Raw genomic sequence first — 14,537 nt, 5'->3', positions numbered from 1 at the left:
AAAAGCACGTCAGGGCGGCAGAGAGGAAAAGCAGCGCGGCAGGTTAGTCGCTAACCAGCATGCGAGCGGTAGGATAATCGGTGATTAAAACATCAATGTAGCCGCCGGTGAGGGCGCCTTTGATGGCCGCGACTTTATCGGTACCGCCGGCCAGCGCGACCACGTTCGGGCATTTTTTGACCTTCTCCAGCGCCATACCGATCACCGGATCTTCATCATCGCGTAACACCGGATGGCCGTTTTTGTCGTAGTAGTGCAGGCAGATATCACCCACCGCGCCGCGCGCCGCCAGCACCTGCAGCATATCTTCGTGATAGTAGTTACCGGAGGTTTTCAGCAGTTGAGAGGGTTCGAGAATGCCGATGCCGACGATGGCGATATCCACTTCATCAAAGCGCGACACCACGTCAGCGACGTCTTTGCTGGCCAGCAGCCGGTTGCGCTCCTCCATGGATCCCTCGATGCTCTGTGACGGCAGCAGCCAGGCGTCGCAATTCAGGCGCTGGGCGAGGGTCTGGGTAAGAATCGTCGCCTGCACGTTACCGTTTGGCCCGACGCCGCCGAGCAGCTGGATCACGCCGCTGGCTTTCAGGTTTTGCGCATGAACTTCATCGACCATCGCGCGAATGGTTGAGCTCCACGAGGAGACGCCAATCAGATCTTTTGGCCGCAGCCGGGTTTCCAGATAGTGGGCGGCAGCGGAGCCAATCGCCCGCTTGATGGTATGATCGCTGGCCTCTTCCTCGGTATCCACCACCACCGCCTGCTTAAGGCCGTAGCGATCCTCAAGCCCTTTTTCGAGCTTCAGAAAGATGTTGGACGGCTGAACGACGCTGATCTTGACGACGCCTTCTTTCTGGCAGCGGGTAATGGCGCGGGAGACAAATGACTGAGACAGCGAGAGAAGTTGGGCGATATCAGACTGCTTTCGTCCTTCCAGATAGTAAAGCGTGGCAATCTTAACCAATAGCCGTTGTTCATCCTGCTTAGCCATATTAATCCTCGAAAATCATTTATCGCCTTTCTTCAGGCGGTTAGCTGCAGCCATTATCGTAGTGACTTTTATCATACGCGAAAAAAAATCAGACTTAAGTGTGACAGGCGTCTAACTTTTGCCAATCCTCAAAATCGACTATGGACAAAAACAAAACAGCCAGGCCATAATCGAATAAAGAATCATTATTGAATATATATTCAAGGCGATTTCGAGTCAATGTGTTTATCCGGGCTTCGCCTGGAGCGGGAGGCAGAATGTTCCTGAGTAGGGCGCTGTGGCAGAAGGCTTACCACCCGGCATGGGGATATCTGGTTTTTTTAGTCCTTGCTGGAATAAATATTCCATGCTGAAAATAAATTCAGAGGTGTGAAATGAATCCCTACAGATATGATATTCAGACGCTGGAGCGTAAAGCCCGCGCGGTGCGGCGCCATATTGTGCGCTTAAACGCCAATAGTCCGGCCGGCGGCCACACCGGGGCTGACCTTTCGCAGGTCGAACTGTTAACCGCGCTCTATTTCCGCGTTCTTAACGTCGCGCCGGACCGGCTCGACGACCCGCAGCGCGATATCTACATCCAGTCGAAAGGCCACGCCGTGGGGTGCTACTACTGCGTCCTGGCGGAAGCCGGTTTCTTCCCGGTTGAGTGGCTGGAGACCTACCAGCATGCCAATTCCCATCTCCCTGGCCACCCGGTGCGGCAGAAAACGCCGGGCATCGAGCTCAACACCGGCGCGCTGGGTCACGGTTTGCCTGTTGCGGTGGGGCTGGCGCTGGCCGCGAAGAAAAGCAACAGCACCCGCCGCATTTTTTTGATCACCGGCGACGGCGAACTGGCGGAAGGCAGTAACTGGGAAGCCGCCCTGGCGGCGGCGCACTACGGTCTGGATAACCTGGTCATTATTAATGATAAGAACAACCTCCAGCTGGCCGGGCCGACGCGCGAAATCATGAATACCGATCCGCTGGCCGATAAATGGCGCGCCTTCGGTATGGAAGTCAGCGAATGCCAGGGTAACGACATGGCCTCGGTGGTCGCGGCCATCGAGGGGCTACAGCAGAACGGTAAACCGAACGTTATTATTGCCAACACCACGAAAGGCGCGGGGATCTCCTTTATCCAGGGGCGCCCGGAGTGGCACCACCGGGTGCCGAAAGGCGAAGAGATCGCTCTGGCGCTGGAGGAACTGAAAGATGAGTAATACAGAACACCTGGCTAACGTCATGGTCGAGGCCTTTATCGCCGCCGTGGAAAACGGCGTCGATCTGGTGCCGGTGGTGGCCGACTCCACGTCGACGGCTAAAATCGCCCCCTTTATTAAGCAGTTTCCCGGTCGGCTGGTGAACGTCGGCATCGCTGAGCAGAGCATGGTCGGCACCGCCGCCGGTCTGGCGCTGGGCGGCAAAGTGGCGGTGACCTGTAACGCCGCGCCGTTTCTTATCTCGCGGGCCAATGAGCAAATCAAAGTGGATGTCTGCTACAACAACACCAACGTCAAGCTGTTCGGCCTTAACGCTGGAGCCAGCTACGGCCCGCTGGCCAGCACCCACCATGCCATTGACGATCTGGCGGTGATGCGCGGCTTTGGCAATATCCAGATCTTCGCCCCCTCCACGCCGCGCGAATGTCGGCAGATCATCGACTATGCTCTTGCTTATCAGGGCCCGGTCTATATTCGCCTCGATGGCAAGGCGCTGCCGGAGCTGCTTGACGAGTCGTATCGCTTTGTTCCCGGCGCTGTGTTGACCCTGCGCGAAGGCGAGGACGTCGCGCTGGTGGCCACCGGTTCGACGGTGCATGAAGTGGTGGAGGCGGCGCAGCAGCTTGCCGACCTCGGTATCCAGGCGAAAGTGGTCAGCGTGCCGTCGATCCGCCCCTGCGATACCGCGGCGCTGCTGGCGGCGCTCCGGCCGTGCGGCTCGGTGATCACCGTCGAGGAGCATAACGTCAACGGCGGGCTGGGCAGCCTGGTGGCGGAGGTGCTGGCGGAAGCGGGGGTGGGCATTGCCCTGCAGCGGTTGGGGATCCCGGACGGGGAGTACGCCGCCGCCGCCGATCGCGGCTGGATGCGCCAGTACCACGGGTTTGATGCCGCCGCCATCGTTGCCCTGGTGCAAAAAAGAGACTGATGGCCTGAACGCCCGTTGCGTGAAGCGCGGGCGTTTACTGCTGCAATGCACAAAGCGTGATGACCTGATCCTCCGACGCTATCCAGTGCAAGGGATAGCGTTGCTCCGCAAACTTAAGCGCTAAGGTGCTTGCCGTTATGTCCACGATCTGAAAATCGGCGAACCCCAGCGCGCGCTGATTTGCCGCAGGCGTCGCCTTAAACCCACTCTCTTTTGCCGAAAACGCCAGCGTCAGCGCCAGCGGGTAGGGCAATTCGCTGCGCAGCAGCGCTGTTTTTTCCGTCGGACTGATAATGCTGTCCTCCAGCTCCGCCGCCATCTGGGGGGTAAACCGGCGCTCAATATCGACGCCCACCGGCCGATCGGCGATCACCGCCAGCGCGCGCTGGGCGCAGTGGCTGATGCTACCGAACCAGGGCGTGGGCCACAGCGGCTGGCGCTGGTCGCCGATGGCGGGAGGCTGTTTCTCCCCCACCTCGCGCAGGGCGTACACCGCGGCGATGCGTCCGGCCAGGTGCTCCGCCTGCCGCTTGCGGCCCCAGCCGCTCAGGCTGGCGTGATAGGGCAGCCAGAACAGATCTTCAGGCTGGAAAGTCGCCGGGTCGAATTCGACCTGCTGGATGGTATAGCCGGCCAGCGGCAAAGCGGTGTGATGGTGGCGCATAGGGTAAGGTTACCGCGGTTGGCCCCGCCCTTTGTCCAGCAAGGGCGGGGGAGGGAGAAGCCGCTATCAGAAGTGGGTGTTGACGCTCATATACCAGGTGCGGCCCGATTCGTTATAGGTCTCGGCGCCGGCACCGTACATTGTGCCGGTGGCGCCCCCGGTGGTCTGGGCGTTGCCCGCGCGCCAGTGGCGCTTGTCGAAGACGTTATCCACGCCGCCGGTCAGACTGACATATTTGGTAACGTCCCAGGTCGCGCTCAGGCCGAGGATGCTGTAAGGGCTGACCTCGTTCTTCTCGCTGCCGGTAACCGGTTGACCCTTGTAGTTGTACTTCTTCGGCTCCTGCTTGCCGTACCAGGTGAAGGTCGACTGCAGCGAAACGTCATCGCGAACCTGCCAGCTCAGGGTGGAGTTCAGCGTGTATTCCGGGATAATCGACAGACGATCGCCGGTCTCTTTGTTCTTACTCTGCAGCATATAGGTGATGTTGTTGGTCCAGTTCACGGTCTCGCTCACCGGCACGTTCAACGTCCCCTCCAGGCCTTCCACCACCGCTTTCGGCACGTTTTCCCACTGGTAGAGATCGGTACCTTTATTGTTTTGATAGACCGGGGCATAGCCCGCTTCAATTTTGTTGCGGTAGTCGTTGCGGAACCAGGTGACGCCCGCCAGCCAGCCGTCGCGTTTAAACTCGAGGCCAATCTCTTTGTTGATGCTGGTCTCGGCTTTTAAATCTTCATTCCCCTGCAGATAGCAGCCGTCTTTACTGGCGTAGCAGCCCTGGCCTTTACTGTAGAGAATGTAGTTCGGGTTGGTCTGATACAGGCTCGGCGCTTTATAGGCGCGGGCGATGCCCATCTTCAGCGTAAAGTCGTCCCACAGGCCCTGCGACAGGTTGAGGGATGGGCTCCAGTTATTGCCGACGATGCTGTGGTGATCGAAACGCAGCGCCGGGGTCAGCATGGTGGTGTCGGTCAGCTCCATGTTGTTCTCAGCGAACAGCGAGAAGATTTCCGCCTGCGAGTACGGGCTGCGGCCAGTGCTGTCGTAGCCCGGGATGGTGCCGCCCGACAGCGCCTGGGTATTGGAGGCGTTATCCTTCATCCGCTGCTGGTTCCACTCGCTGCCCAGCGTCAGGTTCTGATTAACCAGATAGTCGAACGGGATGCTGACTTCGCTGTGCAGCATCACATCCGCCAGATCGATATCCGTGAACTGGTTGCTGTTAAAGATCCCCTCGGTGCCCCCGGCCAGGCCTTCGCCTTTGCGCGAGTTGCGGGTGCGTTCGTACTGCGCCCAGTTGCTGGTGGTCACCCCGTTGTCCCAGGCGCCGTTCCAGGTGACCGAGTAGGTGTTGCGGTACAGACGGTTGGTCTCTTTACCGTAGTTCTCTTTCACCAGGTCGTTGGAGTTGGTGTTCTGGGTGTCGCCGGCGTAGAGGTTGCCCTGGCGGCTGTAGCCGGCTTCAAACTCCAGCGACTGCATCGGGGCGAATTCCCAGCGCACCAGACCATCGATGTTTTTATTTTGTACCCCTTCGCGCCCTGCAGGCAGGGTATCGGCATAGATCCCGGTACGTTCGGACTGATGACCCTGGTTGATATCCCAGGCGTCGGCCTGCGTTTTGTCGAGGTTACCGAACAGACGGAAGCTGAAATCGCCGCCCAGCGGGCCGCTGAGGCTGAAGTTAGTGCGTTTGGTGGAGCCTTCATCCTTGTGCTCCGGGGCGTTCATATAGGTGTTCCATGAGCCGTGCCACTCATCGCCGGTTTTTTTGGTGATGATATTCACCACCCCGCCGGCGGCGCCGTTGCCGTAGCGGGCGGCGGCCGGGCCGCGAATTACTTCGATGCGTTCGATCATCTCCGGCGGCACCCAGCTGGTGTCGCCGCGGGTGTCGCGCTCGCCGCGCCAGCCAAGGCGCACGGAATTGCGGCTGGTGACCGGCTTGCCATCGATCAGGATCAGGGTGTTTTCCGGACCCATGCCGCGGATATCAATCTGGCGGTTATTGCCGCGCTGGCCGCTGGTGGAGTTGCCGGTCAGGTTGACCCCCGGCATGGTGCGAATGATCTCCGAGACGTCGCGCGCCGGCGGGCGTTTGCGGATCTCATCGGCGGTGATGGTGGAGACGCCCGGCGCCTGCAGATTCTGCTCGGCGGCGGTGACCACCATGGTCTCTTCAGCAGCGCTGTTTTTATCGTCGGTGGCGGTTTCCGCTGCGCTTAACGGAAAAGCAACCCCGTAAATTCCCAGATTGACCAGCAAGGCCAGGGATTTGATCCTGTTATTCATTGTTATTCCTGCTCTTTAGTCGCCACGTTCCCCAAACGCCCCTTCCCACCGGGAGGGGAGGCGGCATAAATGTTGCCGGAAGAGGGCAAAGGCACTCCGTCGCTAACTGAATAAGCTCTCTTCGACATGTTTTGTGAAAGACGCGCTTCCCACGGCGCGCTAATACGCTATTGCAAATGCAAATAGTTATCAATAATATTATCAATAAAGAATTACAATTAATTAAAAAAGTCACGCTATACATAGGGTTAATGACAGAATGTTAAGGACAGGAAGCGAGGAGTGGTGGCAAACCCTGCAGGGGCCGCAGTGCCGCGCAGTGGATGACGCCATCGAGGTGACGTTCTGGTGGCGGGATCCGGCGGGGGATGAAACGCACTCTCCGCGCCGTCGGGTATGGCTCTATATCACCGGGGTGACCGACCACCATCAGAATGCGCGGCCGCAATCGCTGACGCGTCTGCCCGGGACCGACGCCTGGTCCTGGCGAACCACCCTGTCGCCGACCTGGCGCGGTAGCTACTGTTTTATTCCCTCCGACCGTGACGATGATTTTTCCCCTGAGGTGTTCAGCGCTGACGCGCCCGACCGCGCGCTGCTGCGCGAAGGCTGGCGCAAACTGCTGCCGCGGGCGATAGCCGATCCGCTGAACCCGCACAGCTGGCAGGGCGGACGCGGCCATGGCGTGTCGGCCCTGGAGATGCCGCAGGCGCCCGTGCAGCCCGGCTGGGACCAGTTTAATGAGGCGCATCCTCCCGCCCGATGCCTTGAGTGGCGCAGCGCGCGTCTGGGCAACCATCGCCGGGTCTGGATCTACACCACCGGCGAGGCCGTCGACCCGCAAACGCGGCCCCTGGCGATCCTGCTCGACGGCCAGTTCTGGGCCGAGAGCATGCCGGTGTGGTCGCCGCTGGCCGCGCTGACCAACGAGGGGAGTCTGCCGCCGGCGGTCTACCTGCTGATCGATGCGATCGACAACCAGCGCCGCGGGGTTGAGCTGCCCTGTCACCGCGATTTCTGGCTGGCGGTGCAGGAGGAGCTCCTGCCGCTGATCCGCGGCCATGCCCCGTTCAGCGACCGCCCGGAGCGGACAGTGGTGGCCGGGCAAAGCTTCGGCGGCCTGGCGGCGATGTTCGCCGCCCTCAACTGGCCGCAGCGCTTTGGCTGCGTACTCAGCCAGTCAGGCTCGTACTGGTGGCCGCATCGCGATGGCTGCGGGACGGGCTTTATCGGCGAACAGCTTCGCCAGGGTGAGGTGTCCGCGGCCGGGCTGCGCATCTGGCTGGAAGCGGGCCAGCGTGAACCGATTATTTTTCGCGCCAACCAGGCGCTGTTGGCGCAACTCACTACGACACAGCAGACGATTTTCTGGCGTCAGGTTGACGGCGGGCATGATGCGCTTTGCTGGCGCGGCGGGCTGACGGCAGGGCTTATCCAGCTCTGGCAGCCTCTGCTGTCGCACCCTTAGCACCGCGCTTTACGACAGGAGTTTGATATGCAATTCAGTAACCCCTTCGACAATCCGCAAGGGCAGTTTTACATTCTGCGCAATGATCAGCAGCAGTACAGCCTGTGGCCGGCGCACTGCGACCTGCCTGCCGGCTGGGCGGTGGTGTGCCCCCCGCAGTCGGCCGAGGCCTGCAACGCCTGGCTGGCGGCCAACTGGTCAACCCTGACCCCCGCCCATCATGCGTCATAAGGAGCTGACAATGACCACTCGTTTACCGCTGGTTGCCGCGCAGCCGGGGATCTGGATGGCCGAGCGCCTCTCCACTCTGCCAGGCGCCTGGAGCGTGGCCCACTATGTTGAACTGCGGGGCGCGCTCGACCCGGCGCTGCTGGGTAAGGCGATTGTCGCCGGTCTGCAGCAGGCGGACACCCTCAGCCTGCGCTTTGAGGAAGAGGAGGGGGAAGTCTGGCAGTGGGTGGCGGCCGACCGCACCTTTGGCGAACCGTCGATCATTGACCTGCGTACGGCGCCGGATCCGCATCGCGCCGCCACGGAGCGGATGCAGGCGGACCTGGCGCAGGATCTGCGTGTCGACGGCGGCAACCCGCTGGTGTGCCATCAGCTGCTGCGCGTCGGCGACGACCGCTGGTACTGGTATCAGCGATATCACCACTTGCTGGTGGATGGCTTCAGCTTCCCGGCGATAACCCGGCAGATCGCCGCCATTTACCGCGCCTGGCAGCGTGGGGAAGCCACTCCTGAGTCGCCTTTCACCCCCTTCGCCGAGGTGGTGGACGAGTACCAGCGCTACGCCGGCAGCGAGGCCTGGCAGCGGGATAAAGCCTTCTGGCAGGCTCAGCGCCAGGCGTTACCGGCGCCAGCCTCACTCTCTGCCGCGCCGCTGGGCGGACGCGCCGCCGGGAGCGATATCTGGCGGATGAAGCTGGAGATGAACGCCGACGCCTTCCGCCGTCTGGCTGGCCATGCGCCGCAGTGTCAGCCCGCTGACCTGGCGCTGGCGCTCACCACGCTGTGGCTGGGCCGCCTGTGCAACCGGATGGACTACGCGGCGGGCTTTATCTTTATGCGCCGGATGGGTTCAGCCGCGCTGACCTCGACGGGGCCGGTGCTCAATGTCCTGCCTCTGGCGGTGCATATTGACGCCCAGGAGACGCTGGCAGACCTGGCGATGCGCCTCGCCGCTCAGTTGAAAAAGATGCGCCGCCATCAGCGCTATGACGCCGAACAGATCGTTCGCGACAGCGGTAAAGCGGCAGGGGACGAACCGCTGTTCGGCCCGGTGCTGAACGTCAAAGTCTTTGATTACCAGCTGGATATCGATGGTGTGCAGGCAGTGACCCACACCCTCGCCACCGGCCCGGTCAACGATCTCGAGCTGGCGCTGTTCCCGGATGAGACCGGCGGGCTGTCGCTGGAGATCCTCGCCAACAAGGCCCGGTACGACGAAGCCGAGCTCCGTCGCCATGTGGCGAGACTGACCGCGCTGCTGGCGCAGTTCGCCGCCGATCCGGCGCTGCGCTGCGGCGAAGCAGAGATGCTCTCCGCCGATGAGCTGGCCCGGCTGGCGGCGGTCAACGATACCGTTGTGCCGCTGCCTGCCACCACCCTCAGCGCGCTGGTGGCCGACCAGGCGCGGAAGACCCCGGATGCCCCGGCGCTGGCGGACGCCCGCTGGCAGTTCAGCTATCGCGAGATGCGTCAGCAGGTGGTGGCGCTCGCGCAACTGCTGCGTCAGCGCGGCGTGAAGCCGGGCGACAGCGTGGCGGTGGCCCTGCCGCGCTCGGTGTTCCTGACCCTGGCGCTGCATGGCATTGTCGAAGCGGGGGCCGCCTGGCTGCCGCTGGACACCGGCTACCCGGACGACCGCCTGCGGATGATGCTGGAAGACGCCCGGCCGTCGCTGCTGATCACCTCGGAGGATCAACTGGCCCGCTTCAGCGATATTCCGGGGCTGGAAAGCCTCTGCTATCAGCAGCCGCTGGCCGCCGGGGATGACGCGCCGCTGGCGCTGTCAAAACCGGACCATACCGCCTACATCATCTTTACCTCTGGCTCCACCGGGCGGCCTAAAGGGGTGATGGTCGGCCAGACCGCCATCGTCAACCGCCTGCTGTGGATGCAGGATCGCTATCCGTTATCTGCCCAGGACGTGGTGGCGCAGAAAACGCCGTGCAGTTTCGACGTGTCGGTGTGGGAGTTCTGGTGGCCGTTTATCGCCGGCGCGCAGCTGGTGATGGCCGAGCCGGAGGCGCACCGCGACCCGCAGGCGATGCAGCAGTTCTTCGCCCGCTACGGCGTGACCACCACCCACTTTGTGCCGTCGATGCTGGCGGCGTTTGTCGCCTCGCTGGATGCCGACAGCGTCGCTGCCTGCCGCACGCTGCGGCGGGTATTCTGCAGCGGCGAAGCGCTGCCGACGGAATTGTGCCGCGAGTGGGAGCGCTTAACCGGCGCGCCGCTGCATAACCTGTACGGCCCGACGGAGGCGGCGGTGGACGTCAGCTGGTATCCGGCCTGCGGGCCTGAGCTGGCGGCGGTGACCGGCAGCAGCGTGCCGATTGGCTGGCCGGTGTGGAACACCGGGCTGCGCATTCTCGATGCCGCGATGCGCCCGGTGCCGCCGGGGGTGGCGGGGGATCTTTATCTCACCGGCATCCAGCTGGCGCAGGGCTATCTGGGACGTCCGGACCTCACCGCCAGCCGCTTTATCGCCGACCCGTTTGCCCCCGGTGAGCGGATGTATCGCACCGGCGACGTGGCGCGCTGGCTGACGAACGGCGCGGTGGAGTATCTTGGCCGCAGCGACGACCAGCTGAAGATCCGCGGGCAGCGCATCGAGCTTGGCGAGATTGACCGGGTGATGTCGGGCCTGCCGGACGTGGCGCAGGCGGTGAGTCACGCCTGCGTCTTCAACCAGGCGGCGGCGACCGGCGGCGATGCCCGACAGCTGGTGGGCTATCTGGTCTCTGACTCCGGCCTGCCGCTGGATACCGCGGCGCTGAAAGCGCGGCTGGCGGAACAGCTGCCGCCGCATATGGTGCCGGTGGTGCTGATGCAGCTCGCTGAGCTGCCGCTTAGCGCCAACGGCAAACTGGACCGCAAAGCGCTGCCGCTGCCGACCCTCGGCGGGGAGCGCAGCGGCCGGCCGCCGGAGCCCGGGATGGAAACCCTTGTCGCCACGGCCTTCAGCCAGCTGCTGGGCTGCGAGGTGAACGATATCGACGCCGATTTCTTCGCCCTCGGCGGTCATTCTCTGCTGGCGATGCGTCTGGCGGCACAGCTCAGCCGCCAGCTGGCGCGGCAGGTGACCCCGGGGCAGGTGATGGTGGCCTCGACGGTGGGCAAACTGAGCGCGCTGCTGGCTGCCGATCTCAGCGATGAGCAGGCCCGGCGCCTGGGGCTGGATACGCTTCTGCCGCTGCGCGAGAGCGACGGCCCGACGCTGTTCTGCTTCCATCCGGCCTCCGGCTTCGCCTGGCAGTTCAGCGTGCTGGCGCGCTATCTCAGCCCGCGCTGGTCAATAACCGGTATTCAGTCGCCGCGCCCGCAGGGGCCGATGGCCAGCGCCGCCAGCCTCGACGAGGTGTGCGAGCACCATCTGCGCACGCTGCTGGCGCAGCAGCCGCACGGCCCTTATTACCTGTTTGGGTATTCGCTGGGCGGCACCTTAGCCCAGGGGATTGCCGCCCGCTTGCGCCAGCGCGGCGAAGCGGTGGCCTTCCTCGGCCTGCTGGATACCTGGCCGCCGGAGACGCAAAACTGGGCAGAGAAAGAGGCCAACGGGCTGGATCCCGAGGTACTGGCGGAGATCGACCGCGAGCGCGAAGCGTTCCTCGCCGCCCAGCAAGGGCAAGCCTCCGGCGAGCTGTTCAGCGCTATCGAAGGTAACTATGCCGATGCGGTGCGGCTGTTAACCACCGCCCACAGCGCGAAGTTTGACGGCAAGGCGACGCTTTTCGTGGCGGAGAAGACGCGGCAGGCGGGGATGGATCCGCAGGTCGTATGGGGCCCGTGGGTGGCGGAACTGGAGGTGTTCAGCCAGAACTGCGCCCACGTCGACATTATCTCCCCGCAGGCCTTTGAAGCCATCGGCCCGGTGGTCAGGGAGATTCTGGGGTAACGGTTGAGTTCGGGCTACAGCAGGTAGCCCGGCTCAGCGTAGCGCAAGCCGGCGAAAGAGGAGATTACCGGCGGCCCAGCGGGACCACCAGCGGCGTATGCGCCACCGGATCCTCAATGATCGTGCAGCGCAGACCGTAAATCCGTTCAATCAGATCGGCGGTGACGATCTCCTTCGGCGCCCCCTCGGCGACGATCTTGCCGTCGCGCAGGGCGATCAGGTGGGTGGCGTAGCGGCAGGCCTGGTTAAGATCGTGCAGCACCGCCGCCAGGGTATAGCCCTTCTCGCGATTCAGCTCACTCAATAGCTCCAGCAGGTCGATCTGATGGCTGATGTCCAGCCAGGTGGTTGGCTCATCCAGCAGCATAATCGCCGTTTCCTGGGCCAGCACCATCGCAATCCACGCCCGCTGCCGCTGGCCGCCGGAAAGCGTGTCGACGCTCTGCAGCGCCAGATCGCTGATCCCGGTCGCCCGCATCGCCTTGTTCACCGCTTCTTCATCTTCTTTGCGCCAGCGGGTAAACAGCGGCTGGTGCGGATAGCGCCCGCGGGCCACCAGCTCCTGCACCGTGATATCGCCAGGAGTGGTGGCATTCTGCGCCAGCAGCCCGATACGGCGGGCAACCTCTTTACTGGCGTACTGCTGGATCTGCGCGCCGTCGAGCCAGACGTGGCCGCTGGCCGGCGTCATCAGGCGACTGAGGGTGCGCAACAGCGTCGACTTGCCGCAGCCGTTGGGGCCGATAATGGCGGTGAAGTGGCCGTCAGGGATGGTCACGTTCAGCGACTCGGCGATGGTCTTGTTACCGTAGGCCAGGGTTAACTGCTCGCCGCGCAAACGGGAGGGGACAGCACTCATTTTTTGCGGGACTCCTGAATCAACAATGCAATAAGGTAAATACCGCCGAGGCTGACGGTTAACACGCCAACCGGCAGCTGCCACGGCATAAACAGCCGCTGGGCGCCGTAATCGGCCAGCGCCAGCAGCAGCGCGCCGCACAGGGCCGACTGGGTCAGTCCCCAGCGGGCCGTGCCGCTCAGGCGGCGGGCGATATGCGGCGCCACCAGCGCAATAAATGAGATCGGCCCGGCCAGCGCCGTCGAGGCGGCGGTGAGCACCACCGCCACCAGCATCAGCAGCAGGCGCGAACGCTCGACCTGCACACCCAGCGCGCAGGCGGTATCGTCGCCCATCTCCAGCAGTCGCATCCGGCGAACCAGCAGGGCGCTGCCCACCAGCATCAACAGGATCAGCGGCGCCGACGGCCAGGTTTTACCCCAGGTCAGGCCGTTAAGCGATCCGGCGTTCCACAGGCCCGCAGAAAGGGCGGTCTCCAGCGAGGCGCGCAGCAGCAGCCAGGTGTTGAATGCCACCAGCATGGCGCGCACGCCGATGCCGATAATGATCAGGCGGAAGGTCTCGATCCCGTTGCGCCAGGCCAGCAGCCAGACCACCAGCGAGGTCAACACCCCGCCGGCCATCGCCGCCAGGGCAATCGCCGTCAGGTTCTGGCCGAAGAGGACCATCGCCACCAGCACGCCGCTCCAGGCGCCGGTGTTAAAGCCCATCACGTCCGGGCTGCCGAGCGGGTTGCGGGTCAGCGACTGGAAAATGGCGCCGCTGACGCCGAGCGCGGCGCCGATGAGCAGCGCCATTAACACCCGCGGCAGCCGCCATTCGTTCACCACCATCGCGACGTTGCGCGGCGCATCGCCGAACAGCGCCGAGAACACCTGGTCAATCGTCAGGGGCACCGGGCCTTGCGCCAGCCCGAGCAGGGAAATCAGCAGGCTGGCGGCCATCAGCACCAGGCAACTGGCTATCAGGCGGCGGGACGGGGCAATCACAGGCCACCTCCCCGCGGCTGGCGGCGCACCAGCCAGATCAGCACCGGCGCGCCGAGAAAGGCGCTCACCACCGATACCCGCAGTTCGCCGGGCACCAGCAGGCGGCCAATCACGTCGGCAAACAGCAGCAGGGCCGGGGTGGCGAGCAGGGTGACCGGCAGCGACCAGCGATGATCGGCCCCCACCAGCCAGCGCGCCATATGCGGCATCATCAGGCCGATAAAGGCGATGGGGCCGACGACGGCGGTGGCGCTGCCGCACAGGACGGTGATGACGATCAGGCCGATCAGCTGGGTGCGGGCGACGCGGCTGCCGAGGGCGGTGGCGGTATCGTTGCCGAGGCTCAGGCTGTTAAGCGCCCGGCTCAGCAGCAGGGCGGCGATCCCCGCTATCACCACCGGCAGCAGGACAATTTTCAGCGTCTGCAGGGTGCGGATATCCAGCGAACCGGCCTGCCAGAAGCGCAGCTGATCGTAGACGTCCGGGTTGAGCAGGGCGATGCCGTTGGACAGCCCCTCCAGCACCGCCGCAAGGGCGACCCCGGCGAGGGTGAGGCGCACCGGGCTCAGCTGGCCGCCGCCCTGACTGCCGGTAAAGGCCACCAGCAGCGAGGCGCAGAGCGCGCCGCAAAACGCCAGCAGCAGTTGCTCCTGCGGGGAGGTGATCCCGAACAGCGCCGCGCCGAGGACGATGGCGAAGCTGGCGCCGGAGTTGACCCCCAGCAGGCCGGGGTCGGCCAGCGGGTTGCGGGTGAGCGTCTGCATCAGCGCGCCGGCGAGACCGAGGGCGACGCCGGCCAGCAGACCGGCCAGGGTACGCGGCAGGCGCGCGTCCAGCACGATGGTGCAGTCGGCGCTTTGACAGGTTCCGCTGAAGGCGGTGAATACCGTGCCGATCGGCAACGATTTGGCGCCGATGGTCAGGCTAAGCGCGGCGGCTAAGGCGAGTAACAGCAACAATCCGGGCACGGCGACAGAGCGTACCGCGGTCGTAGAAAACGACATAACTGACA

At 63.7% G+C, this 14,537-nt stretch carries 11 protein-coding genes; 5 read left to right on the top strand and 6 right to left on the bottom strand.

The genetic code is table 11. The features are described from left to right. Positions 1–43 precede the first annotated feature (43 nt). The gene (locus R0140_RS20140) at positions 44–994 is read right to left on the bottom strand and encodes a sugar-binding transcriptional regulator (protein ID WP_002893602.1); all 951 of its coding nucleotides are present in this window, start codon (positions 992–994) and stop codon (positions 44–46) included. A gap of 374 nt (positions 995–1,368) precedes the next feature. Between R0140_RS20140 and R0140_RS20135 the strand changes: the two genes are divergently transcribed. Next, entirely contained in the window at positions 1,369–2,199 is an 831-nt protein-coding gene (locus R0140_RS20135; RefSeq protein WP_008805574.1) for a transketolase, read from the top strand. Further along, the gene (locus R0140_RS20130; RefSeq protein ID WP_046622438.1) at positions 2,192–3,127 is read left to right on the top strand and encodes a transketolase family protein; all 936 of its coding nucleotides are present in this window, start codon (positions 2,192–2,194) and stop codon (positions 3,125–3,127) included. Before R0140_RS20135 ends, R0140_RS20130 begins: the two co-directional genes overlap by 8 nt. 34 nt (positions 3,128–3,161) lie before the next feature. On the opposite strand, the gene entD is transcribed toward R0140_RS20130, so the two are convergent. Beyond that, positions 3,162–3,791, bottom strand: coding sequence for an enterobactin synthase subunit EntD (gene entD, locus R0140_RS20125; protein WP_046882448.1), 630 nt, complete (start codon positions 3,789–3,791; stop codon positions 3,162–3,164). 66 nt (positions 3,792–3,857) lie between these two features. Beyond that, on the bottom strand, positions 3,858–6,086 hold the full coding sequence (gene fepA / locus R0140_RS20120) for a siderophore enterobactin receptor FepA (RefSeq protein WP_022065110.1): 2,229 nt from the start codon (positions 6,084–6,086) through the stop codon (positions 3,858–3,860). A gap of 259 nt (positions 6,087–6,345) precedes the next feature. Between fepA and fes the strand changes: the two genes are divergently transcribed. Genes fes through entF form a run of 3 tightly spaced genes read left to right on the top strand, consistent with a single transcriptional unit; the run spans position 6,346 to position 11,677 of the window. After that, complete coding sequence (gene fes, locus R0140_RS20115; protein WP_049153665.1) at positions 6,346–7,554, top strand: enterochelin esterase; 1,209 nt, start codon at positions 6,346–6,348, stop codon at positions 7,552–7,554. A gap of 27 nt (positions 7,555–7,581) precedes the next feature. Next, positions 7,582–7,785, top strand: a complete 204-nt coding sequence (locus R0140_RS20110; RefSeq protein ID WP_004178967.1) for an MbtH family protein — start codon at positions 7,582–7,584, stop codon at positions 7,783–7,785. Positions 7,786–7,795: 10 nt separating this feature from the next. After that, positions 7,796–11,677, top strand: a complete 3,882-nt coding sequence (entF, locus tag R0140_RS20105; RefSeq protein WP_049153667.1) for an enterobactin non-ribosomal peptide synthetase EntF — start codon at positions 7,796–7,798, stop codon at positions 11,675–11,677. A gap of 64 nt (positions 11,678–11,741) precedes the next feature. Here entF and fepC read toward each other — a convergent pair whose 3' ends face one another. The 3 genes from fepC to fepD are packed head-to-tail and all read right to left on the bottom strand — an operon-like array spanning position 11,742 to position 14,529. Beyond that, positions 11,742–12,536, bottom strand: coding sequence for an iron-enterobactin ABC transporter ATP-binding protein (fepC, locus tag R0140_RS20100; protein WP_012542491.1), 795 nt, complete (start codon positions 12,534–12,536; stop codon positions 11,742–11,744). After that, the gene (gene fepG / locus R0140_RS20095; protein WP_012968727.1) at positions 12,533–13,525 is read right to left on the bottom strand and encodes an iron-enterobactin ABC transporter permease; all 993 of its coding nucleotides are present in this window, start codon (positions 13,523–13,525) and stop codon (positions 12,533–12,535) included. Before fepG ends, fepC begins: the two co-directional genes overlap by 4 nt. Beyond that, positions 13,522–14,529, bottom strand: a complete 1,008-nt coding sequence (fepD, locus tag R0140_RS20090) for a Fe(3+)-siderophore ABC transporter permease (protein WP_023297205.1) — start codon at positions 14,527–14,529, stop codon at positions 13,522–13,524. The genes fepG and fepD overlap by 4 nt, the downstream gene beginning before the upstream one ends. Between the last annotated feature and the right edge of the window lie 8 nt (positions 14,530–14,537).

The organism is Klebsiella sp. w6, assembly GCF_033100215.1.
In the GTDB taxonomy this organism is placed as follows: domain Bacteria; phylum Pseudomonadota; class Gammaproteobacteria; order Enterobacterales; family Enterobacteriaceae; genus Klebsiella; species Klebsiella variicola.
Note: the sequence above shows the minus strand (reverse complement) of the source record. Positions and strands in the feature narration are given on the sequence as shown.